Source organism: Novosphingobium sp. CF614, assembly GCF_900113255.1.
Taxonomy (GTDB): domain Bacteria; phylum Pseudomonadota; class Alphaproteobacteria; order Sphingomonadales; family Sphingomonadaceae; genus Novosphingobium.
The window spans coordinates 444,519-469,286 of the sequence record NZ_FOOR01000001.1; the positions used below are offsets into that span (position 1 = coordinate 444,519).

Below are 24,768 nucleotides of genomic sequence, written 5' to 3' on the forward strand. Positions count from 1 at the left end.
CCATTCGCTCTTGATCGAGCGATGGGTCGTTTCTTCGGCCAAGCTCTGACGACACGCCAATGACGATCAAACATGGCCCCATGTGCGCAGCTTGCGCCCGCGCGATGCGGCCAAAGCGCCCGCCGCCCATCAATCGCCGCGAAACTGGCCCTTGCGTTTGCCAATCATCGCCTGGGTCGCTTCGCGGAAGTCGTTGGTGCGCATCGTATAGATTTCGTAGCCCAGCGACATTTCAAACGCGGCGCCGGTCATCTGGCGCATCGCCACATTGAGCGCCGCCTTGGTGTAGTTCACCGCGTGGGGCGGCAGGTCCCGCAACCGCTCGGCCAGCGCCTGGACATGCGCATCGAGCTGGTCGTCCGGGATGCAGCCATTAATCAGGCCGATATCCGCCGCCTTTTCCGCCAGCACCGGCTCACCCGTCATGAGGTACTCCTTGGCCCGGTGCATGCCGACCAGCAAAGGCCAGAGCAGCACGCCGCCGTCCCCGGCGACCAGCCCCGCCTTGACATGCGAATCGCAGAAGCGCGCACCGGGGGCCGCGAAGACCATGTCGCAGGCCAGCGCCAGGTTCACGCCAAGACCATAGGCGACACCGCGCACTTTGGCGATGATCGGCTTTTCACATTCCAGGATGCCGTAGACGTGCTTCCGTGCCTTGCGGAACGTGGGGTTCACCGGCTTCACGCGAACGTCGGGATCTCCGGGCTGCTCCGCCCGGCGAACCAGCCCGGAAACGTCCGCTCCCGAACAGAAGTCCCCGCCGTCACCGGTCAGGATGATGACGCGCACGTCAGGATCTTCCCAAAGATCCTCCCAGATCGTGACCAGCTCGTCGCCCTGCAGCGTGGTAATGGCGTTCTTGCGTCCGGGATTCGACAGCGTAACCGTCATGATCCCATCGGACAGCGAAAGGCCAAGGCCGCTGTAGCGCGAATAGTCGTGGCGCGTTGCGTCCGCGTTGTCGGACATCGATCTTCTCCGCTTCTATCTTGAGCCGGTGATTATCTTGAGCCGGCGATCGGGGCGATCAGTTGGAGCCGGTCCAATGTTCGACGATCTCGTCCAGCACCGGCCGCGGTCTCTCCTCCAGCGGAGCCGTGCCCGTGCCGATGTAGATGAAGCCGGCGATCTTCTCGCCTTCCGCCAGGCCCAGCTTCTCCGTGACGAGTTCGTCATAGGCGCACCATTCGGTCAGCCAGTTAGCGCCAAAGCCCGCCGCTGCCGCCGCGACCAGCACCGTCTGGCATACCGCGCCGGCGGAAAGGCGCTGTTCCCATTCCGGGATCGGCTTTTCCGTTTTCAGCGAGGAAATGACGGTTACGATAACCGGCGCCCTGAGAAAGCGATTGCGCTCGAACCGCTTCAGCGATTCGCCAACCCCCGCGTTGCGGACCACCAGCGCCTCTTCAAGCACTTCACCCAGCTTGGCCCGCGCGTCGCCTTCGATGACCAGGAAGCGCCAGGGGAACAGCTTGCCGTGATCGGGAACCCGACTGGCGGCCTGGAGTATCTGGCGAAGCTGCCCGGCATCCGGCCCGGGTTCTCCCATGGCCTTCGCCGAAGTGGAACGGCGGCGGTGCAACAGGTCCAGCGTTTCCGGAGAGCTGCCCTGGAACAATTCAATCATGTGGTTTCCTTCCTGGCGATGCCGGCACGGAGCCGGCATGCGCGATGGTTATGATCCGTTCGGCGAATGCGCCGGCAGTCCCCCGGCCGACAACAGCCCGCGATGGCGAGCCCCCAGGCAATTCCGCTCCCACGGCCGTGATCCACGGCAGGACCACCGGTCCACCATTGCACCGGTGGTCCCGAAACAATCAGGCCTTGGCGTAACGGGGAGCTTCCGCCTTGATATTGGGGATGGGCGCGATGACCTTGCGCAAGGTCCGGGTCGGACCGTCACGCTCCACATTGCCGCGGGCATGCTGCATCGCGATGTTGTCGAACACCAGCAGATCGCCGTTCTGCCATTCGTGTTCGTACACCATGTCCGGTGCATAGAGATGGTCGAAAACCTTGAGCAGCAGTTCCTCGCTCTCGTCTTCCGGCAGCTCGACGATGTTGTGCGTCATCTGCTGGCTGACATAAAGCAGGGGCTTGCCTGTGCGGGGATGAATCTCGGGAATCGCCTTGACAGTGGACTGTTCCACCGAGCGCTGCGGCATCAGCAGATCGTCCCCGCCGCGGTGATAGACCTGCCCGGTCTGATGGCGCGCGTGCTTTCCTTCGATCCGCTTGCGCAGATCCTCCGGAAGGGTTCGCCAGGCATATTCGGTGCTGGTGAGCGACGTCGTCGCCGAACCCGGCTCGACATTGATCGCGTAAAGCGAAAGAACCTGGAAGGGCTTCTCGTGCCACATCATGTCCGCGTGGAACATAAGCCGGCCGCTGGGCGCAAGTCCGTCGTCCTCCTTGTTGGAAACGTGATTTTCCTTGCGAGTCTCCGTCGATCCCGGCGTCTCGTCACCGATCAGCATCCGGCACAGGCGATCCTGCCCGGCAAAGTCGATGTCCAACTTACGGAACAGCAGGGCACCACGTTCATCGAATGCCTTGCGCAGCGCCTGGCGCGTTTCGGCATCGATCTCGCCGGTTGTCTCGAGGCCGATCACTTCGGCGCCGAAGCCTGCGCTGAGATTGCGAATCTGGCAGCTTACCATGTCCATCCTTCCCTCGATGCAGCCCGAGGCGACTCCGGCCGACCATCGTTACGGTGGTTCGTGTCAGCGCCTGCCCCGTTGTCCCATATTTAGGTGAACAACGCGTCCAAGCAACCACCCGAACCGATTCTGTCACTCAAGTGACACGTTTAAATTTTCCAATGCCCAGCGTCAATCGGTTCGCTCGGGCGCAGACGATTTGGCTTTACCGCGCAGCATGGCATCGAAATGCCGGGCCGCTCCACAGCCGGCGAGGGATCGATCAGGATCCGGCCTGGCCAAACAGAACGACGAGTTCGTCCGCGCTCAACCGCCGATCGTTCGCGTCGCGACCGAAACCTTCCAGGCATTTGAGCATGCTCTTGTACCGCCCGACCACCGGCACGCGCGAATCCAGGGCGGACCTGCCCTCGAACATCGGGAACAGCTCCATGCGATCGGTCATGAACCGGGCAATGCTCTTGTAGTTCGCCTCTTCGGCGCTACTCCAGCCCGGGAATTGCGGATCGCCGGAAAAGCCGGCCTCTTTCCGGACCCGCTCTTTTTCCGGAACCGCGAGCTGATCGAAACTCTCCTCGATGCGCTTCCACATCGAAAGGACGCGGACCACGAAGTCCGCCGTTACCTGCGAATTGATATGTCCGTGCGACAGGCTGGGATGCTGCCATTCGATCGCCCAGTTGTGCCCGCCCTGGATGGCGGCCTCCAGGAAGTCCGAATCGATCATTCCTTCGCCGCCGACCTTGCGGTTGATCTCGCACAGGATGGTCAGTGTCAGTTTGTCCCCCAGGGACAGGGCGGAACTCGCCGAGCCGCGCAATCCGGCCTTGATGAGCTCGACGACCGCTTGCGAGCGGGTCGGGCGCGCATCCTGCACGCTGCGCCAGGCATCGATTCGCCCCAGCAATTCCTCGCCAAGGGCGAATTCAGACTCCGCGTGAGACAAACCTAGCTTCCTTGCATCCTGCGATAACGAAATAACGAAAAGGCGATGACGATCGAGGCGCAGCCATCGAACCTCTTCTCCGGCTACGCCTCCTGTGACCGCCCATTCAAGTCAAGATTTTATTTCCGCGGAATCGGGCGAGGCGCCGTCAGATGCGAAAGAACCTGCCCCGTGAAACGAGCAGGCAGGGACTGCGGGAGGCAGGGCGATCCCGGAAGATCGCCCTGCCCATTCCCTCAGTTCGAAATGCCCTCGCCGAAGCGGACACGCAGGCGCGCGCCGAACATCCGGGGCTCGCCAAGCTGGCGGGCGTCGAAACCGAGGACATTGACCAGGCCGTTCACGGTAACGACCGTGACTTGCTTAGTCAGGTTGCTGACGAACATCGACAGGTCGACGGGAGCACCGCCCACATTGGTCCAGTCAAGATTGAGGTCGACCTGCTTGACCGGCGTCGCGCGAACCGAGGTGATCGTCGGCGGGGCCACCTGGTAGCTCGACTGGAAGCGATAGGTGGCGGAAAATTCCACCTTGCCTGCCGATTCGGGGATCGGCAGCTTGACCGCGCCGCCGACCGAGCCCGACCACTTCGGCGAATACGACAGTTCACCGCCCTCGATCGCGGTCGGGATGATGGTGGCGTTGGACACCGTCGGCACTTCCGCCTTGAGCAACTTCGTATTGAGGTAGTTCACCGCACCGTTCACGCGGAAATACTCGCCTATGTTCACGAGCGCTTCGGCTTCGGCACCATAGATACGCGACTTGCCTGCATTGATGATCGACGTGCGGCTGGACGTATTCGAATCCTTCGGCACGAAAGCATATTGCAGCTGCTGGTCGCGCAGCGTGTTGTAATAACCCGCCGCGTTGAAGTGGCCAGAGAGGCCCGAACCACCGAAGCTGGCCTTCACGCCGCCTTCGAACGCATCCACGGATTCCGGATCGAAGGTGTTGAATTCCGGGCTCGCCGCCGGGTTCGCCGCACCCTGGCGATAGCCTCGCGACCAAGTTCCGTAGATCATCACATCGGGAATCGGATTGTACGCAAGGTTGAGAGTCCAGGTGGCGCGTCCGCTCGAAGTCTTCGCGGTCGTCGTGCAATCCGTCTCCGCGCTGAAACCAGCCTCGCATTGTTCCGGCCCGGCCTGCGAAAGACCCGCCGGGTTGAGCAGGAACGGGAAGTACCGCAGCTTCGCGATCGCGGTGCCGCGCGACCGGTCATAAGTATAACGCAGCCCGGCAGTGGCCTTGAGCTGATCGGTCAAGGCATAAGTGCCCTGGGCATAAGCGCCCATGTTGATGTACTTGACCTTCGCCGACGGCAGGTTGATCGACGCCAGGTTTGACGGGTTCGCGGAACGGCACAGCAGGTCATCCGCCGTCTCATAGGGCTCGAGCGAGCAGAGCGCGCCGGTCGATGGACCGGTGGTCCGGGAGAACGTGACGGGCGAGCTGTTCTCATAATAGAGGCCCGTCTGCCAGTTCAGCTTGCCTCCGGCCGAAATACCCTGGACCTGGATTTCTTCGGTGACGTTGCGCTGGTTGTTGAGCCAATCGCCCTTGGCGGTGAAACCGCCGGAGGTATAGACGACGCGGTCAGGGATCGGAGGGAACGCAAAGGCAAGCGCCCCGGTGAAGTTGAACGGTCCAACGAAATTGCCGCCGAAGATCGAAGCCCGAAGCTTCTGCTGCAAGCGCGAGTAAGACGCGATGTTCTTGATCGTGAGCGAGTCGGACGCGAGCCAAGTGGTCGTGTTGATGATCTGCCACTGGCGCGTCCAGGCGCTCGCGTTGGGCAGGCTGAGCTCGGTCTGGTACGGGTCGGAACTGGCGCGCAGCCGATCGACCTGCGGCTTGGCCAGGATGCCGAGGCCAACCGACAGATTGTAGTCATAGACCTGGTAGCCGGCCGGTGCGTGATCGGAGAGCATGTAGCTTCCGATCGTGTAGTTCTCCAGTTCCGGAGTAAGGTCCAGGACCAGCGCGGCACGCGCGGCGGTATAGTCGACGTCCTGATAATCCCTCGGCCCGGTCGCGGCGACATTATGGATGTACCCTTCGCGCGTCATCCGGTCGACGCCGATCCGCAGGCGCGCCCACGAGGCGAGCGGAAGGTTGAGCACGCCCTGGACGCGGAACATGCTGTAATTGCCGTAGGAGCCTTCGAGGTAGCCCTCGAGGTTGTCGGTGGGCTTCTTGGGAACCAGCAGCACCGCGCCGCCGGTCGTATTCCGGCCGAACAGCGTGCCTTGCGGGCCCTTGAGAACCTGCACGTTCTGGAGGTCGAACATATAGGCCGGGCCGGCGCCATCGCCGCCCGAAATCGCCGCGCCGCCGCCGCGCGGCGCCACCACGTCGGCGAAATAGGTTCCCACCGAGGATGAGGTGCGCAGCTCCTGGGTGAAGCCGCGAATGGTGAAAGTCGAACTTTCCGGCGTGTAGCGCTGGTTCGTGGTCAGGCCCGGGACATGCTTGGCCAAGTCATCGGAATTGACGATGTTCAGCCGGTTCAGGTCGTTCGAACCCAGGACCGTGACCGAAATCGGAACATCCTGCAGACGTTCCTCGACGCGGCGGGCGGTGACGACGATGTCGTCCCCCGGGACGTTCGCGCCGCCTTCCGATTCTTCGGCGGCAGCAAATGCTGGCGCCGACGCCAATAACGCTGAAACTCCAACCGTGAGCTTAATAAAAGACTTATAGCCAACTCTCATCCTCAATATCCTCCCAAAATCTAAAATTAAGCAAACTAATACAAAACGATATTAGTCCATCTAGACTAATCGCGCTTAGTCAACCACCAACGTTAGCGCAAGTGAGCGCACAACTTCCGATCACGTTGAATTATTTATCGTGCTGTTTCGGAGTGATGATTCATATCGGATTCGATAAATCCCTTGCAGACCCTTGGCAGGATCATGCATCTCCTCTCGCACCGTTATCTGGCACTCCAATGCCAGTTTTTGCCGCCGCGCGCCATAGCCGAACGGGCGCTTCAAGCACGAAGTTTACGAACTGTTACTTCTTAGCGACAGGTGATCGCCTCTGCCCGTCACCGTCGGATCGCCAGTGGTCGAATGAAACAGCAGGTTTCCGGCTCGCCGATGAGGTTCCCGCACGCATAAAATCCCCCCCCGCCATGCGAACACGACACATCGCTTGCTCGGGGAATACCGTACAATGCGGCGCGCCCGACATGCCAGGCCGATATGCCCGGCGGAACGCGCCGGGCGGCTCGTGAGGGAAGGACATGCAAGAGATTCGTTGACCTTGGCCCGAACGAGGGCGCTGATGCGGCGCGCGAACCAATTTGAAAGAGCGAAAATTAGTTTATCTGCTTGAGGTGAGCAGAGTAGCTTGACGCGCGAATTGTCAAATTCGAATGTTCATGATTTTTCGTTCTGAACGCTTCGTGGAATTTCTACTTTTGGGAGGATGCTCTGAGATGAATGTTGGTTATAAGTCTATTATCAAGACAACGGTTGGACTTTCAGCTTTATTGGCAGCCATGCCGGCTTTCGCGGACGAAGATTCCGGAAGCGGCGGGAACGTCGCCAGCGATGACATCGTCGTCACCGCCCGCCGCGTCGAGGAACGTCTGCAGGATGTTCCGATTTCGGTTTCGGTGGTCAGCCAGGACCGCTTGACGACGGCGAACATCACCTCCGCCGAGGATCTCAAGAACGTCGTTCCCGGCCTGAACGTGCAGTCGCGCTATTCGCCGGAAAACGCCAATTTCTCGATTCGCGGCTTTTCGCAGGAACTGCGCACCTCGGCATCGGTTGGCACCTACTTCGCCGACGTGGTGGCGCCGCGCGGCGGTGGCGTTTCGCTCCAGGGCGGCGACGGGGCCGGCCCGGGCAGCATGTTCGACCTCCAGAACGTGCAGGTTCTCAAGGGCCCGCAAGGCACGCTGTTCGGCCGCAACACGACCGGCGGCGCGGTGCTGCTGGTTCCCAAGAAGCCCACCGACAACCTCGAGGGATACCTCGAAGGCTCCTACGGCAACTACAACATGTTCCGCATCCAGGGCGTGCTCAACCTCCCGCTCGCCTCATGGGCGCGCCTGCGGCTCGGCGTCGATCGCCAGACCCGCGACGGGTTTGAACACAACGTCTCGGGCGTCGGTCCCAAGGACTTCGGGAATGTCGACTACGTCGCGGCACGCGGCAGCCTGGTGCTCGATCTGACCCCCGCCCTCGAAAACTACACGATCGTTTCGTATTCGCATTCCGACAACTACGGCACGCTGCCGCAGATCTGGAAGGCCAATCCCTCGGCCGGATTGGGCGCCTTGCTTCAGGGCCAGGTCGCCCGCCTGAATGCAAGCGGCGATCCCTATCAGATCGAGCAGAAGCTGGCCAATCCGCAGTCGCTGACCAAACAGTTCCAGGTCATCAATACGACCACCTGGCTGGCGACCGACAACCTGACGGTCAAGAATATCTTCTCTTTTTCGCATATCCAGCAGCGGCTGCGGCAGGACATCTTCGCCTCGGCGATCAAGGATCCCTATGCTGGCATTGCCGATCCCTTCGGTTTCGTGCATCCGGCCGATTCCTATATCATGACGTCATTTTCGTTCAGCCCGAATGGCGGCTGGACCAACGACCAGAAGAATGTGACCGAGGAACTCCAGATCCAGGGCACCGACGGCACCCAAAAGCTGAAGTACCAGGCAGGCCTCTATTTCGAGCACAGCACTCCGGGCTCCGAAACCCAGTCGCTCTCGCCCGCCGTTGGCGCGTTCTGCTCGTCCGCCCCGCTCACAGGTCCCGCCGATTTCAAATGCTTGCAGCCTGGCCTCGCAACCGGCGCGGGCACGTTCAATTTCTCGACCGGAACGCTCGAGTACATCAACCTGGCCGCCTATGCCCAGGCAACTTATGCGCTGACCGAGCAGCTGAAGCTGACGGGCGGCCTCCGCTATACTTATGACCGCACGCGGGGCACCTCCACAGGCCTGCTGTACCGCTTCTCCAGTGGTGGATCGGGCAACTATGGCACGGCCTCGTTGGCGGGATGCCAGCCCAAGTATGCGACTTTCGCTGGCTGCTCGACTCCCACCGATCTGCTGAAGACTTCGACCAAGCGCCCGACCTGGACCGTGAATGCGTCCTATACGCCGTTCGATGAGGCGATGTTCTACGCCAGCTACTCGCGCGGCTACCGTCAAGGTTCCGCCGCGCCTTTGGCGGTGGGCGGAAACCTGACGTTCGAACCGGAATCGGTGGATTCCTACGAACTGGGTGTGAAGACCAGCTTCCAGGGCGCGATTTCGGGCTATGTGAACCTCGCCGGGTTCTATTCGAACCTGAAGAAGCAGCAGCTCCAGATCGGCCTGTTGTCGACCCTGCCTGGAACCGCGGGCCAGACCGCTACGTCGATCTTCAACGCCGGCAAGTCCCGGATCTATGGCCTGGATATGGACGGCATGATCCGCTTCACGGACTGGTTCCGGGTGACGGGTTCGGCAACTTATCTGAACACCGAGGTCAAGTCGCTCGATACCGCGCTTTTCGACGCCATCGTCGCCGAAGGCATCTACAACGTCATCCAGCCTTCCGCGGGCGTGGGCGATCCGCTGCCCTACTCGCCGAAATGGGGCGTGAACATAACGCCGGCCGTCGCGTTTCCGATCGGCGAGGATTACGGAAAGCTGGAGCTGGCGGCGACTTACAGGTACAGCTCTTCGTACTCGACCGAAGCTTCCGTCGGCAGCGATGCAAAGGCTTCCGCTGTGAAGCAGCTCGATCTCAGCCTCAACTGGTCCGACGTCGGCGGGCAGCCGATCGACATCTCGGCCTTTGCGACCAACGTGACGAAGCAGGTCACCTACACGCTGCAGCAGACGCTTTATACAAGCTTCGGGTTCAACCAGCGCTATCTTGGCCAACCCCGGATGTATGGCATGCGCCTGCGCGTCCGCTTCGGCGACGGCGTTTCGAACTAAGATATCGAAGTGAAGCGACGGCGGGGCAATCTTGCGGATTGCCTCGCCGTTGCAATTTGCCTCCCTCGATCTCGGGGAGGCAGAATATTCCGGGCGGGCAGGGCAGGAGAGATCGGCCTCGCGCGCCTACAAGGCTGGGCCATGGGCAATTTTCACGGCATGTGAAGTTCTACAAACGCGTTGCGATTTTAGCATCGCGCTGGGGGTGACGCCGCCCGGCTGCCAGCCACGACGCCGCATGCTGCCTTTATCTTCGATCCTCACGTCTGGCCGACTCAAGCCGAATCCTGTCGCGGGGAGGGGATTGGTCGATCGCTCTTGCGCGTCGCCGGCTCCATTGCCACGGCAACCCGCCAGGCGGGATCGGCTGGGAAACCAGCGGGATTCAGGAATTGCGCTGCGTTCCACGATCGGGCACGCATGAGGGGCCGGCGGGCCTCCGGGCTATATCCAGGGGATAAGCCGCCCTCGATCGCCCTGCCTATTCTGGCGCAAGGGCCAGGGTTCGTGGGAAACAATCCGGGGAGCAGGACCGGACAAGGGGAGAGCCATGTCGTATCGCAGCGAATTCCGGTTGTACTGGATCAACTTGCTCGGCGCCGCGATCGGGCTCGCGACCGGCATAACGCTCAACTTCTTCACCCTCAACATCTTCGGCCCCCGGCTGATCGCCGACCTGCACTGGACCAAGGCGCAGTTCGCCCTGATCGGATCGCTTCCCATCTTCATGATCTTCGCCATGCCGGTCGGCGGCTGGCTGGTCGACCGCTATGGATCGCGCCTGGCCGGCACGATCGGTTTCGTCACGCTGCCGATCGGCTTCATCTCCCTGTCGCGGATGGACGGCGACTTCACGGAATTTTTCATCATCAGCCTGGTGATGAACACGTTCGGGATCCTGACTTCCGCGCTGATCTTCTGCCGGGTCATCATCGACCGGTTCGACAAGGCGCGCGGCACGGCGCTGTCCCTGATGATGTGCGCATCGCCGCTGACCGGCATGGTCATGCCGCTGCTGATCGGCGAGATCGTCAACGATCACGGCTGGCGGACCGGCTACCTCGCGCTGGCCGCGATCTCGGCGGTGGGCGGCGCCGCTTCGCTGCTGATGATCGGTCCTTCGCGCAAGCCGCAGGCCGATCCCGCAGGCGACGCGCTTCCCGAAAAGACCGGCGCGCGGATGATGGCCATAGCGCGCAACCCGATCTTCCTGCTGCTGCTCTGCGGCATGTTCCTGGTCAACATGCCCCGGACTTTCGCGACAAGCCAGTTGAAGATCGCGGTGCTCGAATACGGATTCCCCGACCGGGTCGGCACTATGATCGTCTCCCTCTATGCGTTCGGGACGGTCATGGGGCGCTTCCTGTCCGGCCTGGCGCTTGACCGCCTGCCCGCCCATGTCGTGGCGATGGTCGCCCTTTCGTTTCCCGCCGTAGGATATCTTTATTTCGCTTATCCGCAGGACATGACCTGGCTGCTGATCCTGGCCGTGTTCACCATCGGCATCGCGTTCGGTTCGGAGTTCGACGTGGGCGCGATGATCCTTTCGCGCAATTTCCCGGCACGCGATTTCAGCAAGCTCTACAGTCTTCTCGACATCGCGCTCGGTCTCGGCTCATCGATGGGATCGGTGATCCTCAGCGCCACGCTGACGGAAACATCGGGCTATCGGACGTTCATGTTCATCGCCTTGGTCGGGACACTGATCGGCGCCGCGCTGGTGACGGCGACGGGGCGCCACCGTCCGCTGGGCAAGACCGCCGAGCCGGCCTGACCGCCCCGCCCCCAGCAAATTCACACCCCGTTCCGGAGTTACCGATACAGATGACAATAAAGCGACCCCGCCCTCGCCTCGACGAGGAAAACCGCGCCTTCTGGACAGGCGGCGGCGAAGGCAAGCTGATGATCGCCAAGTGCGGCGACTGCGGTGAACATACGCATCCGCCGCGGCTGCTGTGCCGCCATTGCCTGTCGGAAAACATCGCGCCGCAGCCCGTTTCGGGCAAAGGCAAAGTCGATACCTTCACGGTCAACTACCAGTCCTGGGCGCCGGGCATGGAAGTGCCCTTCGTCATCGCGCGGGTCCGGCTGGACGATGCACCGGGCGTGATCCTCACCACCAATATCGTCAACTGCACGATCGACGCGGTGCATTTCGACGACCCCGTTCAAGTCACTTTCGAGGAACAGGACGGCATCTTCTACCCCCTTTTCGAGAAGGCAGACTGAACCATGGCCCGCGAAGCCTATATCACCGGGATCGGCCAGTCCGAAGTCGCCATTCGCACCACCCGCCACCCCCTTCTCCTGACGCTCGACGCCGTGCGCGAGGCGCTCGACGAGGCGGGACTGACGATCGACCAGATCGACGGGGTGGCCACCTTCCCCGGCAAGTCGAGCGGCAACCTGGGCTTTTCCCCGGTCGGCGCCGACGAAGTGATCGAGGCGCTGGGGATCAAGGCGAAGTGGTATGTCGGCGGCATGGAGCAGCCGGCGCAGCTTGCCTCGATCGCCAATGCCGCCCTGGCGGTGAAGCAGGGACTGTGCCGGCACGTCATCTGCTTCCGCACGGTCTATGAAGCCGCCGCCATGGCCCGGCCGGAGGAGTATTCCCGCCCCCGCGCCGATGTGCTCGACGGTTTCGTGCAGTGGACCGTGCCGTTCTGGGCGATGTCGGCCGCCTGCTGGACCGCGCAATATGCGATGGCCCATGTCGTGCACTACGGGATGACCCGCGAACAGCTGGGTCAGGTGGCGATCAACGGATCGAAGAACGCCATGCTCAATCCGCGCGCGCGCGCGATCACCAAGGAAGCGCTCACGCTGGACAAGTACATGTCGGCCCGGATGATCTCCTCGCCGCTGTGCCTCTATGACTGCGACCGGTTCAGCGATTGCTCGACAGTCGTGATCGTCTCCGCCGGCGACGCGCTCGACGAAGTCAAGTGCACGCCCATTCGCATCGCCGCGATGTCCGGCTCGGTCGATCGTCCGTCGTGGGACCAGGTCGACTGGCCGGCCGCCTACGAGACCGGAGCCGACCTGTGGCGCCATACCGACTACCGGCCCAAGGACGTCGACACCGTCCAGCTCTATGACGGCTTCGCCTTCCTGCCGATCAACTGGCTGGAAGCGCTGGGCTTCTGCGAAAGGGGCGAGGGTCACCGCTTCATCGAGGGCGGCACGCGCATCGCGCTGGACGGCGAGCTGCCGATGAACACCCACGGCGGCCAGCTGGGCGCGGGGCGGCTCCACGGCTTCGGCTTCGCGCACGAAGCGGTGACGCAGCTTCGCGGCCTTGGCGGGGCGCGGCAGATCGCGGGCGACCCGAAAGTGGCGATCGCCACTTCCGGCGGAGGACCGATGGCGGCTGCCTTGCTGCTGACGCGCGACTGACAATGGCGCCGCCGTGTCCCAACCGGGGCGCGGCGGCGTTGCCGCTACCCCTTGGCCTGCTCGATCAGTCCCGGCCGGGGCAAGGTGACGAAAATGGCGCTGCACAGCAGCGTGACGATGATGGTCAGCATCATGAAGCCCGAATAGTTGCCATGCGTATCGAAGTTGTACGAGGCGACGATCGGTCCCAGCCCCGAGCCCAGCGACAGCGACAGCAGGATGCAGCCGAACAGCGATCCGATCTTGCGCATGCCGAAATAGCGGGTGGTCAGGTATCCGAAGATATCGAGTTCGGCACCCATCGTCAGGCCCAGCATGATCGCGGCGGCAAGGGCGCTTCCCGTACCGACCCCCTGCGTGAGCAGGACCGCACAGCCGATCGACGGCAGCAGGAAGGCCACGGCACCGACCCGCGCGGCATTGAAATGGTCGATCAGGAACCCCGTGGTCAGTCGCCCGACAACCGAGGCGAACCCGATCGCGGCGGCGGTCTTTGCCGCGACGATCGTATCGATCCCGCCGTCGGTCTGGATGGCCATGTAGTTGTAGATCATCGGCGGAATCACGAAAGTATACATCGCGCCGGCCAGCAGCAGGCGCAGATAGACCGAAGAGCGCAAGGCCTGCGTCAGCGTCATGCCCGGTTCCGCCGCCGCCGCCGCGACGATCGGATCCGTCGGATCCGTCCGTGCGACATCGCGCGCACCGCGGAAGAACAGCAACATCACGGGATACGTCACCACGATCCAGATCAGGGCCTCGTAAAGGATGGCCCGGTGCCAGCCGTAATGCTGGATCAGGACGGCGCCCAGCCAGGGAAACAGCGCGGACGCCAGCGACGTGCCGCACATCGAAACGCCCAGCGCCAACCCGCGCGAGGCCTGGAACCGGCTTGATATGGCACTGGTCCAGATGGTCGACTGGACCGGCAGGGCCACGATGCCCATGATAAACCACAACACGATCCAGTTGGTCTGGTCCCCGCTCGCCGAACCGATCAGCGCGAAGCCGAGCGGCGCGGAGATCATGCCGACCAGCCCGATCCGGCGCGAGGCGAAGCGATCAACCAGCAAGCCGATCGGAATACTGCCAAGCGCCTGAATCAGGAGGATGATGGTCAACCCGAACGTGGTCAGCGTGCGCGACCAGCCGAATTCCTCCGAGACCGGTACGATGAACGGGGAAAAGCCGTTGATGTGGAACACCGCCGTCGCATGGCCGATCAGTCCGGCAATCGGCAGCATCGGCGCCCGGCGCCACTCCTGAAGGACGGTTGCCGAAGGAGCGGCACTCGATTCCGGAATTTCACTCACCCTGTTCCCGCCTGTTCTACCGCGTTGTCGCCATCGTATCGATCGGACGGCGATGTGCACGGATTTTTTGCAAGTTTCCTGGCGATGCCGGCCACGCTGCCAGAAATAGGACGGGCCGCCGCCCGGGAAATTCGCAAATGACCTGAGCGTGCGGCAAAATCCCATGGCAGCCCTGTTTGACAAGCACTTGCGGCCATGTTCGTAGTCTCGTCAAACAACTCCGAAGCAAGGCATTTCCCGCAACCGGGCGGGAATGGGCGAAAGGCCTTGGCAATGAAACCCGAAATTCTCATGACCGCGCGAAACGCTCGCATCGAAGAACGGCTCGACCGGCGGTTCGAGCTGCACTTCCTCACCGACTACGCGCACCGGACCGAATGCCTCGCGGCCATCGGGGACCGGATATCCGGCATCTTCTATGCCAACAGTGGCGGACGAATCGGCGAATCCGTGTTCGACCGCGTTCCCAAGCTGGAAATCGTTTCGGTCATCAGTTCCGGCGTCGACTATGTTGACCTGGTGGCGGCCAGCGACCGGGGGATCGTCGTGACCAATGCCGGCGGAGTCAACGCGATCGACGTTGCCGAATTCGCCCTGGGGCTCCTGATCGGCGCCGGGCGCAATATCAGCGGCGGCGTCTACCACGCCCGGTCCGGCCAATGGGAGGAACGCCGCATGGGGTTGACCCGCCGGATCAGCGAGCGTCCGCTTGGCATTCTCGGCCTGGGCAACATCGGGATGGAAGTGGCGCGGCGCGCCGAAGCCTTCGCCATGCCCGTGTTCTACCACAACCGGCGGCACCGCATCGATGCGCCCTATATCTATGTCGACAATCTGCCCGAACTCGCCCGCAAGGTGGATTTCCTGATCGTCACCGCGCCGGGCGGCGAGGAAACCCATCACATGGTCGACCGCGCCGTGATGGACGCACTCGGCCCTGAAGGCGTGCTCGTCAATCTGGGGCGGGGCACGATCGTGGATACCCAGGCTCTGGTCTCGGCGCTGAGCGAAGGAACGCTGGGCGCCGCCGCGCTTGACGTGCTGGAGGGAGAGCCGGTGGTGCCGTCGGCGCTGCTGGCATTGCCCAACCTGATGCTGACCCCGCACATGGCGAGCCTGACCAAGGACGCGCTGCGTTGCGGCTTCGACCTCGCCGCCGCCAATCTAGAGGCGCATTTCGCCGGCGAGCGGGTGCTGTCCCCAGTGACGCTGTGAGGCGGCAAGCCCTTGGATGAGAGGGCGAAACCCGCCGGCCTCGCCGCGATTCCTTCCTCATTGACCCCGGCCGGGCAAGCTGTCAGTTGCCTGCCAAAGTTCGACCTTCACGATGGATTCCAGACATGAACACCCAGGACCGGCCCCGCCGCAGCGCGCTCTACTTCCCCGCCACCAATGCCAAGGCCATCGCCAAGGCCCGGACTTTGCCGGCCGACATCGTGATCCTGGACCTGGAGGATTCGGTTGCCCCCGAGCTCAAGGTGGAAGCCCGCGCGGCGGCGCTCGCGGCCGTGAAGGAAGGCGGTTTCGGAACCCGCGAAGTGGCGATCCGCGCCAATGCGCTGGACACCGAGTGGGGTCTTGACGATCTGGCGGCCCTGGCCGGGTCCGGCGCCGACGCGGTGCTGGTGCCCAAGATCTCGTCGCCGCAGGACATCGCCACCTGCCAGGCCGCGCTGGCCGCCGCGCCGGAATCCATGCAGCTGTGGGCCATGATCGAGACTTGCCGCTGCATCCCCCACCTCGATGCCATCGCCGCCATGTCCGCCACCACGCGGCTTTCGCTGTGGGTCATGGGCGTCAACGACCTGGCCAAGGAAATGCGCGCGCGCCTGACGCCGGAGCGCACGCCCTTCCTGCCGGTGCTGACGCTGGCGGTGGCGGCCGCCCGTGCCCACGGCGTCGCCATCCTCGACGGCGTGTGCAACGAATTCCGCAACGTCGATGCCTTCCGCGCCGAGGCCGAGCAAGGCGTGCTGTTCGGCTTCGACGGCAAGAGCCTGATCCACCCCGACCAGGTTGTCCCCTGCAACGAAGCCTTCTCGCCGGGCGAGGAGGAACTGCGCTGGGCCCGGGTCGTGATCGAGGCCTTCACCCAGCCGGAAGCGGCGGGCAAGGGGGCGATCAAGGTCGAAGGCAAGATGGTGGAACTGCTGCACCTCTACCAGGCCAAGCAGCTGGTCGCCGTGGCCGACAAGATCGCGGCCGCCGCCGGCTGACGAGGCGCAAGCAGGACCCGCCGCCCGCAAGTCCGGCCCCGAACGGCCGGGCAAGCGTCATTCCGCCCCGGCATCCACGGCGCTCGTCACCGCCACGTCCATCGTCACATTGCCGACGGTGCGCATGATGTCGGGCAGCATCTCGACCGCGACCAGCACGCCCAGCGGCCAGAGCGGCACGCCCATCGCCGCCGCGATCGGCGCGGTCGACGCGATGAAGCTGATGGTGCCGGGCAGCGAGACCGAGCCGAAAGTGGTCAGGAAAGCCACCAGGCCGCCCGCAGCAAGGGCGCCGACCGGCAGATCCACGCCGGCGATATGCGCGGCATAGATGCATGCGCCCAGGTTCATCGCCGGGCTGGTGGCGCGAAACACGGTGACCGCCAGCGGCAGCACGAATTCGGCGCTCGTCGTGCGAACCTCCAGCTTGCGGCAGGCGGCAAGCATCGCCGGCAGGCTCGCCAGCGAGGACTGGGTCGAGATGGCGACCACCTGTACGGGCAGGACCGCGCCCGCGAAGGCGCCCAGTCGCTTGCCTCCGGCCAGCGCCGCCAGCGGATAGGCCAGGACCAGCAGCACCAGGCCGCAGCCGCTCACCAGCAGGATGTAATGCGCCAGCGCGCCGATCGCGGTCGCGCCGCTTTGCGCGGCGAGCGAGAGGCCGAGCGCGAAGACCCCCAGCGGCGCCAGTTGCAGCACCCAGCCGATCAACACCATCATCGCCCCCGTAAGCCCCTCGAACAGCAGGGCGAGCTGGCGGCGCGGCGCCTCGGCGAGCCGGGTCGAGGCGACGGCGAACAAGGCGACGAAGACGATCACCGGCAGCAGCGCGTCGTTCGCGGCGGCGGCCACCACATTGCCGGGCAGCAGCGATCGCAGGAAATCTCCCAGCCCCGGAACCCGGGCCGGCGCCGCTGACGGGTGGGCAAGGGCCAGCCCCTGCGGCGGCGCGAAGATCGAGAGCAGCAGCGGCATCACCGTCACGCCCACCAGCGCCGAAAAGGCCAGCATGCCGACGATGAAACCCAGCGTGCGCCGCGCCATGGCCCCCGCCCGCGCGGCGGCGGCGGTCTCGACGATGCCGGTGAACAGCAGCCCGGCGACCAGCGGCAGGATCGTCATCCGCAGGCCCTGGAGCCACAGCGCCCCGATCGGTTCGGCGATCGCCAGCACCCGGTCCATCGCCGCCGTTCCCGCCAGCAGCAGGCCGCTCGCGAGGCCGGCGACAAGGCCCAGCAGGGTCAGCAATCCCGGAACCTTGATTTCCGGCATTCCGCTGGCGCTTTTTTCGGGGGTCATCGTGCTCCTTGCGCGTCGGCTGGGGCGTGACATTAGCAAGCCGGCGCGACATAGCAATTTCTCTCCGATTCCCTTGATGGTGTCCTCATCATGAGCAAACAGTTCTTCGGCACCGACGGCATCCGCGGCCGCACCAACCAGGGCGCGATGACCGCCGCGACCGCGATGAAGGTCGGCCAGGCGGCCGGCACCCGCTTCCTGCGCGGCAGCCACCGCCACCGGGTGGTGATCGGCAAGGACACGCGCCTGTCGGGCTACATGCTGGAAAACGCGATGGTCGCGGGCTTCACCAGCGTCGGCATGGACGTGGTGCTGCTCGGCCCCATGCCCACCCCGGCGGTGGCGCTGCTGACGCGTGAACTGCGCGCGGACGTGGGGGTGATGATCTCGGCCAGCCACAACCCTTACGAAGACAATGGAATCAAGCTGTTCGGCCCCGACGGCTTCAAGCTTTCGGACGAGGACGAGCTGGGAATCGAGGCGATGCTCGGCCAGGATCTCCCGCTTGCCCCCTCGGCCGACATCGGCCGCGCCCGCCGCATCGACGACGCGCGGGGGCGCTATATCCATGCCGTCAAGGCGTCGCTGCCTGCCACGGTGCGGCTCGACGGCCTGAAGATCGCGGTCGATTGCGCCAACGGCGCCGCCTATCAGGTCGCACCTTCGGCGTTCTGGGAACTGGGGGCGGAGATCGTCGCGATCGGCGTCAATCCGAATGGCAAGAATATCAATGACAAGTGCGGCTCCACCCATGTCGGCCTGCTGCAAGAGACGGTGGTCTCATCGGGCGCGGACATCGGCATCGCGCTCGATGGCGATGCCGATCGCCTGATCGTGGTCGACGAGAAGGGACAGACGGTAGACGGCGACCAGATCATGGCGCTGATCGGCGGCCAGCTCGCGGCGCGCGGGGAACTGCGCGGCGGCGGCGTGGTGGCTACGGTCATGTCCAACCTGGGGCTGGAACGCTACCTGAACGGCCTTGAGCTGACCCTGGAACGTACCCAGGTGGGCGATCGTCACGTGCTGGAACGCATGCGCGAGGGCGGGTTCAACGTGGGCGGCGAACAGTCCGGACACATGATCCTGCTCGACCATGCGACCACCGGCGACGGCACCGTGGCCGCGCTGCAAGTGCTGGCCGCGCTGGTCCAGTCGGGCAAGCGGGCAAGCGAGCTGCTGCACTTGTTCGATCCGGTCCCCCAACTGCTGCGCAACGTGCGTTTCGCCGGCGGCCTCAAAGGCGGCAAGGGGCCGCTGGAGACGGAGCGGGTCAAGGCCGTCATCGCCGATGCCGAGGCTTCGCTGAACGGGCGGGGCCGGCTGGTGATCCGTCCCTCCGGCACCGAGCCGGTGATCCGCGTCATGGCCGAAGGCGATGATGCCGGCGAGGTGGAAGCCGCCGTCGCCGCGATCTGCCAGGCGGTGGAAGAGGCGGCGGCCTGATGCTGGAAATGCGCCCCGACTGCGAACGCTGCGGCACCGACCTGCCGGCCGAGGCCCCAGGCGCGTTCATCTGCAGCTTCGAGTGCACCTTCTGCGCCACTTGCGCCGATGACCTCGACGACAGGTGCCCCAACTGCGGCGGTGAACTGACCGACCGCCCGACGCGCGCGAAGAAACACCATGCCGCGCATCCGCCTGCGACGGAGCGGCGGCATAAAGGTGGGGCCATAAGCTGAATCCTCCTCCTCCGTTCGTGTCGGGCGAAGTCGAGACACGTTTAGGCGGCGACGTGCCTCGACTTCGCCCGACACGAACGGATGGGGCTTTGTGATAGGGTATTGTCATGTCGAATCCCGCCCCGCCCCCACGCATCCTCTCCATCGCCGGATCGGACAGCTCGGGCGGCGCCGGCATTCAGGCTGACATCAAGACGATCACCATGCTCGGCGGCTATGCGATGACGGCGATCACCGCCATCACCGCGCAGAACTCGCTCGGCGCCACACTGGTGGAAGCGCTCTCTCCGGAGATGGTCGGCGCGCAGATCGATGCCTGCGTTTGCGACATCGGCGTGGACGCGGTGAAGATCGGGATGCTCGGGTCCGCCGCCATCGCCCATGTCGTCGCCGACCGGCTCGAAGGGCTGGGCGTGCCGATAGTCTTCGACCCGGTGATGGTGGCGACGAGCGGCGCGGTGCTGGCCGATGCCGAAACGGTCGCCGCGTTCGATCGGCTGATGGCGCTCGCCACGCTGACCACGCCGAATGTACCCGAACTCGCCGCGCTGGGCGGGGCGGATGCCATGGCGGCGCGCGCGGTCGCTTACCTTGCCAAGGGCGGCGATGCCGAGGGCGATGTGGTGGAGGACCGGCTGGTGGTGCCGGACCGCGAGGCGCTGGCCTGGACCGCGCCGCGGATCAGGACACGCCACACCCACGGCACCGGCTGCACGCTGTCGAGCGCGATCGCCGTGGGCCTCGCTCGCGGCGAATCCCTGGCGGAAGCCATCGGGAACGCCCGCCGGTTCGTCCGCGCCGCACTCGAAAGCGCGCCCGGCTTCGGGGCCGGCCATGGCCCGATGGGACATCAGGCGGTGCGTTGAGCTTCCGGCCCGGATTCAGCCGAGCCATCGCGACAGGTCCGATCGCCCGCTTCCCGGCAGGTCCGCGCTTGCGGCGACCAGTTCCTCGATGAAGACCCGCTGAACTTCGGTGGGCCGCCAGGAAGCACGGCAGGTCAGGCCGATGGTGCGCCCGAGGCCGGGCGGCAGCGTGGCCAGCTGGACCAGCCATCCCGCCTCCATCTCCACCTTCACCTGATCGGGCGAAAGCAGCGTCAGGAAATCGCTGTCGATCAAGATCTGGCGCAGCATCATCACCGAACCCGATTCGATCGGAACGGCCGGCGGCTCGGCGCCGGCATTGGCGAAGTACCGCTCGAAACTGTCGCGAAGCGGGGCCCCGCGCGGGGGCACCACCCAGCCGTAGCGGGCGAAGCCGGACGGATCGGGAGCCACACCGGCGAGCGGATGGCCGGCGCGGGCGATGACGACCGGAACGTCCTCGAACAGCGGCACCTGCACCAGTTCCTCCTCCAGCAGCGGAGTGCGGAGCGCACCGATCATCATGTCGAGCGTGCCGTGCCGCAGCGGTTCCACCAGTTCGGCGCGCGAACCTTCGGAGATTGCCAGCTTCACCCTGGGATGGCGGCGAATGAAGCGCGTGACCGCGCGGGGCAGGACGCGCGCACGCGACAGCGGCATCGCGCCGACCGCTATGCGCCGAATCTCCTGCCCTTTGAGCGCAGCCACTTCGGAAAGGCCGGTCTCCAGTTCCACTTTCGCCAGGCGAAAGGCATTGGCCACCTGCATGCCGGTCTCGGTCAGCACCACCAGCTTGCCGCGCCGCTCGGCCAGCTTGCGCCGCATCGCCAGGCCGAGATCGACGACGGCGCGGTGGAGCGAAGGCAGCGACAGCCCGGTGGCCTGGCTGGCACCCGCGTAGCTGCCGACATCGGCCAGCGCCAGCAGCGCCCGCAGCCGCGACATGGTGACATGCGGGCTGGAGATACGCGCCATCGCCGCATCGACGCGCGGGGCCAGCACCAGCGCCGCGGCGGTCGGCACCATGCCATCGTGCCGGCGCTCGAACAGCGGCACGCCGATCTGGGCTTCAAGCCGGCCCAACGCCTGGGTTATCGCGGGCTGGCTGAGGTTCACGGCGGCGGCAGCGGCGTTCACCGTGCCAAATTCCACGATTTTGGCCATCGCCTTGAGGTGGCGCAGATTGAGGGCCCAAATCTCCATGATATCGGAATTAGCGAAATCCTATCACCTTGCCACCGTTTTCTCTTTCCCCCGTGCGCCGCGGACCGGCATCAGCGCTGGAGCGGAACAAGGAGAACGGGCCATGGGCGGCATCGTCGTGCGGAACATCGAACGGGCCGATCTGGCGGTCATCGACGGCCTTGCCGCCTGCGGGGTGGCCACCGTGCATGAAGCGCAAGGCCGAACCGGCCTGCTTGCCAGCTACATGCGCCCGATCTATCGCGGCGCGCGCATCGCCGGTTCGGCGGTGACGATCAGCGCGCCTCCGGGCGACAACTGGATGGTCCATGTCGCCATCGAGCAGCTCCGGCAGGGCGACATCCTGCTGCTTGCCCCGACCAGCCCGTGCGAGGACGGCTACTTCGGCGACCTGCTCGCCACCAGCGCGATGGCGCGCGGCTGCCGCGGCCTGGTGATCGATGCCGGCGTGCGCGACGTGCGCGACCTTACCGAGATGGGCTTTCCCGTCTGGTCCAAGGCGATCTACGCACAAGGCACGGTCAAGAACACGCTGGGTTCGGTCAATGTCCCGGTCGTGTGCGCCAATGCCGCGGTGAATCCCGGGGACGTGATCGTCGCCGACGATGACGGCGTATGCGTCATACCGCGTGCAACGGCCGCCGATGTGCTTGAAAAGGCCCGGGCCCGCGAAGCCAACGAAGGCGAAAAGCGCGAAAAGCTCGCCGCCGGGATCCTCGGCCTCGACATGTACAGGATGCGCGAAAGGCTTGAGAAGGAAGGGCTCAGATATGTCTGACCGGCCCGGGCCGGACGCCGCGCGCTGCATGTGGATGCGCGGCGGCACGTCGAAGGGCGGATACTTCCTGAAGCAGGACCTGCCCGTCGACATCGCCGCGCGCGACGCCTTCCTGCTCAAGGTCATGGGTTCGCCCGATCCGCGCCAGATCGACGGCATGGGCGGCGCCGACCCGCTTACCAGCAAGATCGCGGTGGTCGGCAAGTCCCGGCGCGAGGGGATCGATGTCGACTACCTGTTCCTGCAGGTCTTCGTCGACCAGGCGATCGTCACCGACGCGCAGAACTGCGGCAATATCCTGGCCGGCATCGGCCCCTTCGCGATCGAGCGCGGGCTGGTCGAGCCAGCCGGCGAGGAGACCCGCGTCGCCGTCTTCATGGAGAACACAGGCCAAGTCGCCATCGCCACGGTCCAGACGCCCGGCGGCGTGGTTACTTATGCCGGCAATGCCACGATCGATGGGGTTCCCGGCACCCATGCCCCGATCCCGCTCGAATTCCGCGACACCGCCGGCTCTTCCTGCGGCGCGCTGCTGCCCACCGGCAACGCGGTCGACATGGTAAACGGCGTTCCGGTCACCCTGATCGACAATGGCATGCCCTGCGTGGTGATGAAGGCGAGCGACCTGGGCATCACCGGCTACGAGGACCGCGACAGCCTCGATGCCGATGCCGCGCTCAAGGCCAGGATCGAGGCGATCCGGCTGGCCGTGGGCGAGCGCATGAACCTGGGCGACGTCGCCGAAAAGTCGGTTCCCAAGATGATGCTGGTCGCGCCTCCCCGCAACGGCGGAGCGGTGAGCGTGCGCAGCTTCATCCCCCACCGCGCCCATGCCACGATCGGCGTGCTGGGCGCGGTCTCGGTCGCTACCGCCTGCCTGATCGAGGGCTCGCCGGCCGCCGAACTGGCCAATATCCCCGAGGGTCGCCGCAAGACGCTTTCGGTCGAACATCCGACCGGAGAGATGTCCTGCGTCCTGGAAACGGACGAGGGCGGCGCCGTGACCAGCGCCGCCCTCCTTCGCACCGCGCGCAAGCTGATGGATGGGATCGTCTATGCCTGACCGCATCGTTTCCTGGCACCCGAGCCCATCAAAGCCGCGCTACACCCCGCCCGCCGGCGCGGTGGATGCGCATTGCCATGTCTTCGGCCCGATGGCGCGGTTCCCGTTCAGCGCCAAGGCGAAATACCTGCCCGGGGATGCCGGGCCGGACATGCTGTTCGCCTTGCGCGATCACCTGGGCTTTACCCGCAACGTGATCGTCCAGGCGAGCTGCCACGGCACCGACAATGCCGCCACGCTCGATGCCATCGCCCGTTCCGACGGCAAGGCGCGCGGCGTCGCGGTGGTCGATCCGGCGATCTCCGAGGCCGAGCTTGCCGCGCTGCACGCAGGCGGCATTCGCGGCATCCGCTTCAATTTCCTCAAGCGCCTGGTCGACGATGCGCCCAAGGACAAGTTCCTCGAGGTCAGCCGGCGCCTGCCGGCGGGCTGGCACGTGGTGATCTATTTCGAAGCCGATATCCTGGAGGAACTGCGCCCTTTCATGGACGCGATCCCGGTGCCGCTGGTGATCGACCACATGGGCCGCCCGGACGTGAGCCAGGGGCCCGGCGGCGCCGATCTCAAGGCCTTCCGCCGCCTGCTCGATGCGCGCGGGGACATCTGGTTCAAGGCCACCTGCCCGGACCGGCTCGATCCCTCGGGCGATCCGTGGAACGCCTTCGCCGATGCCGTCGCCCCGCTCGTCGCCGACTACCAGGACCGCGTCATCTGGGGCACCGACTGGCCGCACCCGAACATGCAGGACCAGGTGCCCGACGACGGCCATCTGGTCGACATGATCCCCCGCATCGCGCCCACCAGGGAACTCCAGCACAAGCTGCTCGTCGCCAACCCGATGCGGCTCTACTGGCCGGAAGAACCCTGAATCCCGAACGGCTTCGGTAACGGCAAGTGCGGGCGCCGGAGTTAGGGAATTGGCAAGGCGCATCGCGTTAGGCTTGGCTGCCATGGATGCGACTCCGAACAGCACGGGCGATCCCGGGGACGCGGGCGGCGATCCGCCCCGCTTCGGCGCGCGCCCGCTCGGCCCGGATCCGGCGAGCGCGCTCGGCATGAAATGGTCGGCGCTCCACGATGCCGCCAGCGCCGTCGCGGCCATGGCCGGCACCGAATGCGCAGCGATTTCGTCCGATATACGCAATTTTCCAGCGACGGTGCGCAATGCCGAGGGCTGGCGCCGCACGCTTGTTGAACAGGGGATCGAGGATCTGTCCGCGATCATGCAACCGGCCGTTTCGGCGCTGCTTGCGGCCCTGGCGCACGGCGCCGACCCGCGCCCGGCGGCGCTGGCGCTGTGGAGGGAATTCGTCGCTGCGCGCGACGCGCTGCTCGGCCTCGCCCCGTGCGGCGCCGGCGGACCGCACCGCACGGCGTGAATGCCGTC

The 24,768-nt window shown here is 64.9% G+C and carries 21 protein-coding genes; 13 read left to right on the forward strand and 8 right to left on the reverse strand.

The genetic code is table 11. From position 1 onward, the window contains the following. Positions 1-129: 129 nt before the first annotated feature. From BM052_RS02095 to BM052_RS02115, 5 genes are all read right to left on the reverse strand, one after another. Entirely contained in the window at positions 130-972 is an 843-nt protein-coding gene (locus BM052_RS02095) for an enoyl-CoA hydratase/isomerase family protein (RefSeq protein ID WP_091142617.1), read from the reverse strand. Between the two features lie 58 nt (positions 973-1,030). Then, the gene (locus BM052_RS02100) at positions 1,031-1,630 is read right to left on the reverse strand and encodes a nitroreductase family protein (RefSeq protein WP_091142620.1); all 600 of its coding nucleotides are present in this window, start codon (positions 1,628-1,630) and stop codon (positions 1,031-1,033) included. Between the two features lie 190 nt (positions 1,631-1,820). Then, positions 1,821-2,663 carry a TauD/TfdA dioxygenase family protein gene (locus BM052_RS02105; RefSeq protein ID WP_177198283.1) on the reverse strand — a complete coding sequence of 281 codons (843 nt, stop codon included), beginning with the start codon at positions 2,661-2,663 and terminating at the stop codon, positions 1,821-1,823. A gap of 262 nt (positions 2,664-2,925) precedes the next feature. Then, a complete protein-coding gene (locus tag BM052_RS02110) occupies positions 2,926-3,609 on the reverse strand; it encodes a YfbU family protein (RefSeq protein ID WP_177198284.1) in 684 nt (227 codons plus the stop codon). Positions 3,610-3,845: 236 nt separating this feature from the next. Beyond that, on the reverse strand, positions 3,846-6,272 hold the full coding sequence (locus BM052_RS02115; protein WP_177198285.1) for a TonB-dependent receptor: 2,427 nt from the start codon (positions 6,270-6,272) through the stop codon (positions 3,846-3,848). An 848-nt stretch (positions 6,273-7,120) separates the two neighbouring features. Here BM052_RS02115 and BM052_RS02120 point away from each other — a divergent pair. The 4 genes from BM052_RS02120 (at position 7,121) to BM052_RS02135 (ending at position 12,961) form a co-directional block, all read left to right on the forward strand. Beyond that, a complete protein-coding gene (locus BM052_RS02120) occupies positions 7,121-9,565 on the forward strand; it encodes a TonB-dependent receptor (RefSeq protein WP_177198286.1) in 2,445 nt (814 codons plus the stop codon). 550 nt (positions 9,566-10,115) lie between these two features. Beyond that, complete coding sequence (locus BM052_RS02125) at positions 10,116-11,339, forward strand: MFS transporter (protein ID WP_091142632.1); 1,224 nt, start codon at positions 10,116-10,118, stop codon at positions 11,337-11,339. Between the two features lie 50 nt (positions 11,340-11,389). Beyond that, positions 11,390-11,794, forward strand: a complete 405-nt coding sequence (locus BM052_RS02130) for a Zn-ribbon domain-containing OB-fold protein (protein ID WP_091142633.1) — start codon at positions 11,390-11,392, stop codon at positions 11,792-11,794. A gap of 3 nt (positions 11,795-11,797) precedes the next feature. Continuing rightward, a complete protein-coding gene (locus tag BM052_RS02135; RefSeq protein WP_091142636.1) occupies positions 11,798-12,961 on the forward strand; it encodes a thiolase family protein in 1,164 nt (387 codons plus the stop codon). 44 nt (positions 12,962-13,005) lie between these two features. Here the strand turns inward: BM052_RS02135 and BM052_RS02140 are convergent, their stop codons facing one another. After that, positions 13,006-14,274, reverse strand: a complete 1,269-nt coding sequence (locus BM052_RS02140; protein ID WP_177198287.1) for an MFS transporter — start codon at positions 14,272-14,274, stop codon at positions 13,006-13,008. 273 nt (positions 14,275-14,547) lie between these two features. Here BM052_RS02140 and BM052_RS02145 point away from each other — a divergent pair, with 273 nt between their 5' ends. Both BM052_RS02145 and BM052_RS02150 read left to right on the forward strand, forming a co-directional pair. Then, complete coding sequence (locus BM052_RS02145; protein WP_177198288.1) at positions 14,548-15,489, forward strand: 2-hydroxyacid dehydrogenase; 942 nt, start codon at positions 14,548-14,550, stop codon at positions 15,487-15,489. A gap of 125 nt (positions 15,490-15,614) precedes the next feature. Further along, on the forward strand, positions 15,615-16,490 hold the full coding sequence (locus BM052_RS02150; protein ID WP_091142642.1) for an HpcH/HpaI aldolase/citrate lyase family protein: 876 nt from the start codon (positions 15,615-15,617) through the stop codon (positions 16,488-16,490). A gap of 57 nt (positions 16,491-16,547) precedes the next feature. On the opposite strand, the gene BM052_RS02155 is transcribed toward BM052_RS02150, so the two are convergent. Beyond that, positions 16,548-17,789 (reverse strand): dicarboxylate/amino acid:cation symporter, encoded by a 1,242-nt coding sequence (locus BM052_RS02155; RefSeq protein WP_255405891.1) that lies wholly within the window; start codon positions 17,787-17,789, stop codon positions 16,548-16,550. A 90-nt stretch (positions 17,790-17,879) separates the two neighbouring features. Between BM052_RS02155 and glmM the strand changes: the two genes are divergently transcribed. The 3 genes from glmM (at position 17,880) to thiD (ending at position 20,337) form a co-directional block, all read left to right on the forward strand. Beyond that, the gene (gene glmM / locus BM052_RS02160; RefSeq protein WP_091142644.1) at positions 17,880-19,235 is read left to right on the forward strand and encodes a phosphoglucosamine mutase; all 1,356 of its coding nucleotides are present in this window, start codon (positions 17,880-17,882) and stop codon (positions 19,233-19,235) included. Next, entirely contained in the window at positions 19,235-19,471 is a 237-nt protein-coding gene (locus BM052_RS02165) for a DUF1272 domain-containing protein (protein ID WP_091142647.1), read from the forward strand. Before glmM ends, BM052_RS02165 begins: the two co-directional genes overlap by 1 nt. A 107-nt stretch (positions 19,472-19,578) precedes the next feature. After that, positions 19,579-20,337 (forward strand): bifunctional hydroxymethylpyrimidine kinase/phosphomethylpyrimidine kinase, encoded by a 759-nt coding sequence (gene thiD, locus BM052_RS02170; RefSeq protein ID WP_091142648.1) that lies wholly within the window; start codon positions 19,579-19,581, stop codon positions 20,335-20,337. Positions 20,338-20,352: 15 nt separating this feature from the next. On the opposite strand, the gene BM052_RS02175 is transcribed toward thiD, so the two are convergent. Continuing rightward, positions 20,353-21,540 carry a LysR family transcriptional regulator gene (locus BM052_RS02175; protein WP_091142651.1) on the reverse strand — a complete coding sequence of 396 codons (1,188 nt, stop codon included), beginning with the start codon at positions 21,538-21,540 and terminating at the stop codon, positions 20,353-20,355. Positions 21,541-21,643: 103 nt separating this feature from the next. Here BM052_RS02175 and ligK point away from each other — a divergent pair, with 103 nt between their 5' ends. From ligK to BM052_RS02195, 4 genes are all read left to right on the forward strand, one after another. After that, complete coding sequence (ligK, locus tag BM052_RS02180; protein ID WP_091142654.1) at positions 21,644-22,318, forward strand: 4-carboxy-4-hydroxy-2-oxoadipate aldolase/oxaloacetate decarboxylase; 675 nt, start codon at positions 21,644-21,646, stop codon at positions 22,316-22,318. Continuing rightward, positions 22,311-23,381 carry a 4-oxalomesaconate tautomerase gene (locus BM052_RS02185; RefSeq protein ID WP_091142656.1) on the forward strand — a complete coding sequence of 357 codons (1,071 nt, stop codon included), beginning with the start codon at positions 22,311-22,313 and terminating at the stop codon, positions 23,379-23,381. The genes ligK and BM052_RS02185 overlap by 8 nt, the downstream gene beginning before the upstream one ends. Then, positions 23,374-24,249, forward strand: coding sequence for an amidohydrolase family protein (locus BM052_RS02190; RefSeq protein WP_091142657.1), 876 nt, complete (start codon positions 23,374-23,376; stop codon positions 24,247-24,249). Before BM052_RS02185 ends, BM052_RS02190 begins: the two co-directional genes overlap by 8 nt. A gap of 82 nt (positions 24,250-24,331) precedes the next feature. Continuing rightward, positions 24,332-24,760 (forward strand): hypothetical protein, encoded by a 429-nt coding sequence (locus BM052_RS02195; RefSeq protein ID WP_255405892.1) that lies wholly within the window; start codon positions 24,332-24,334, stop codon positions 24,758-24,760. Positions 24,761-24,768: the final 8 nt, after the last annotated feature.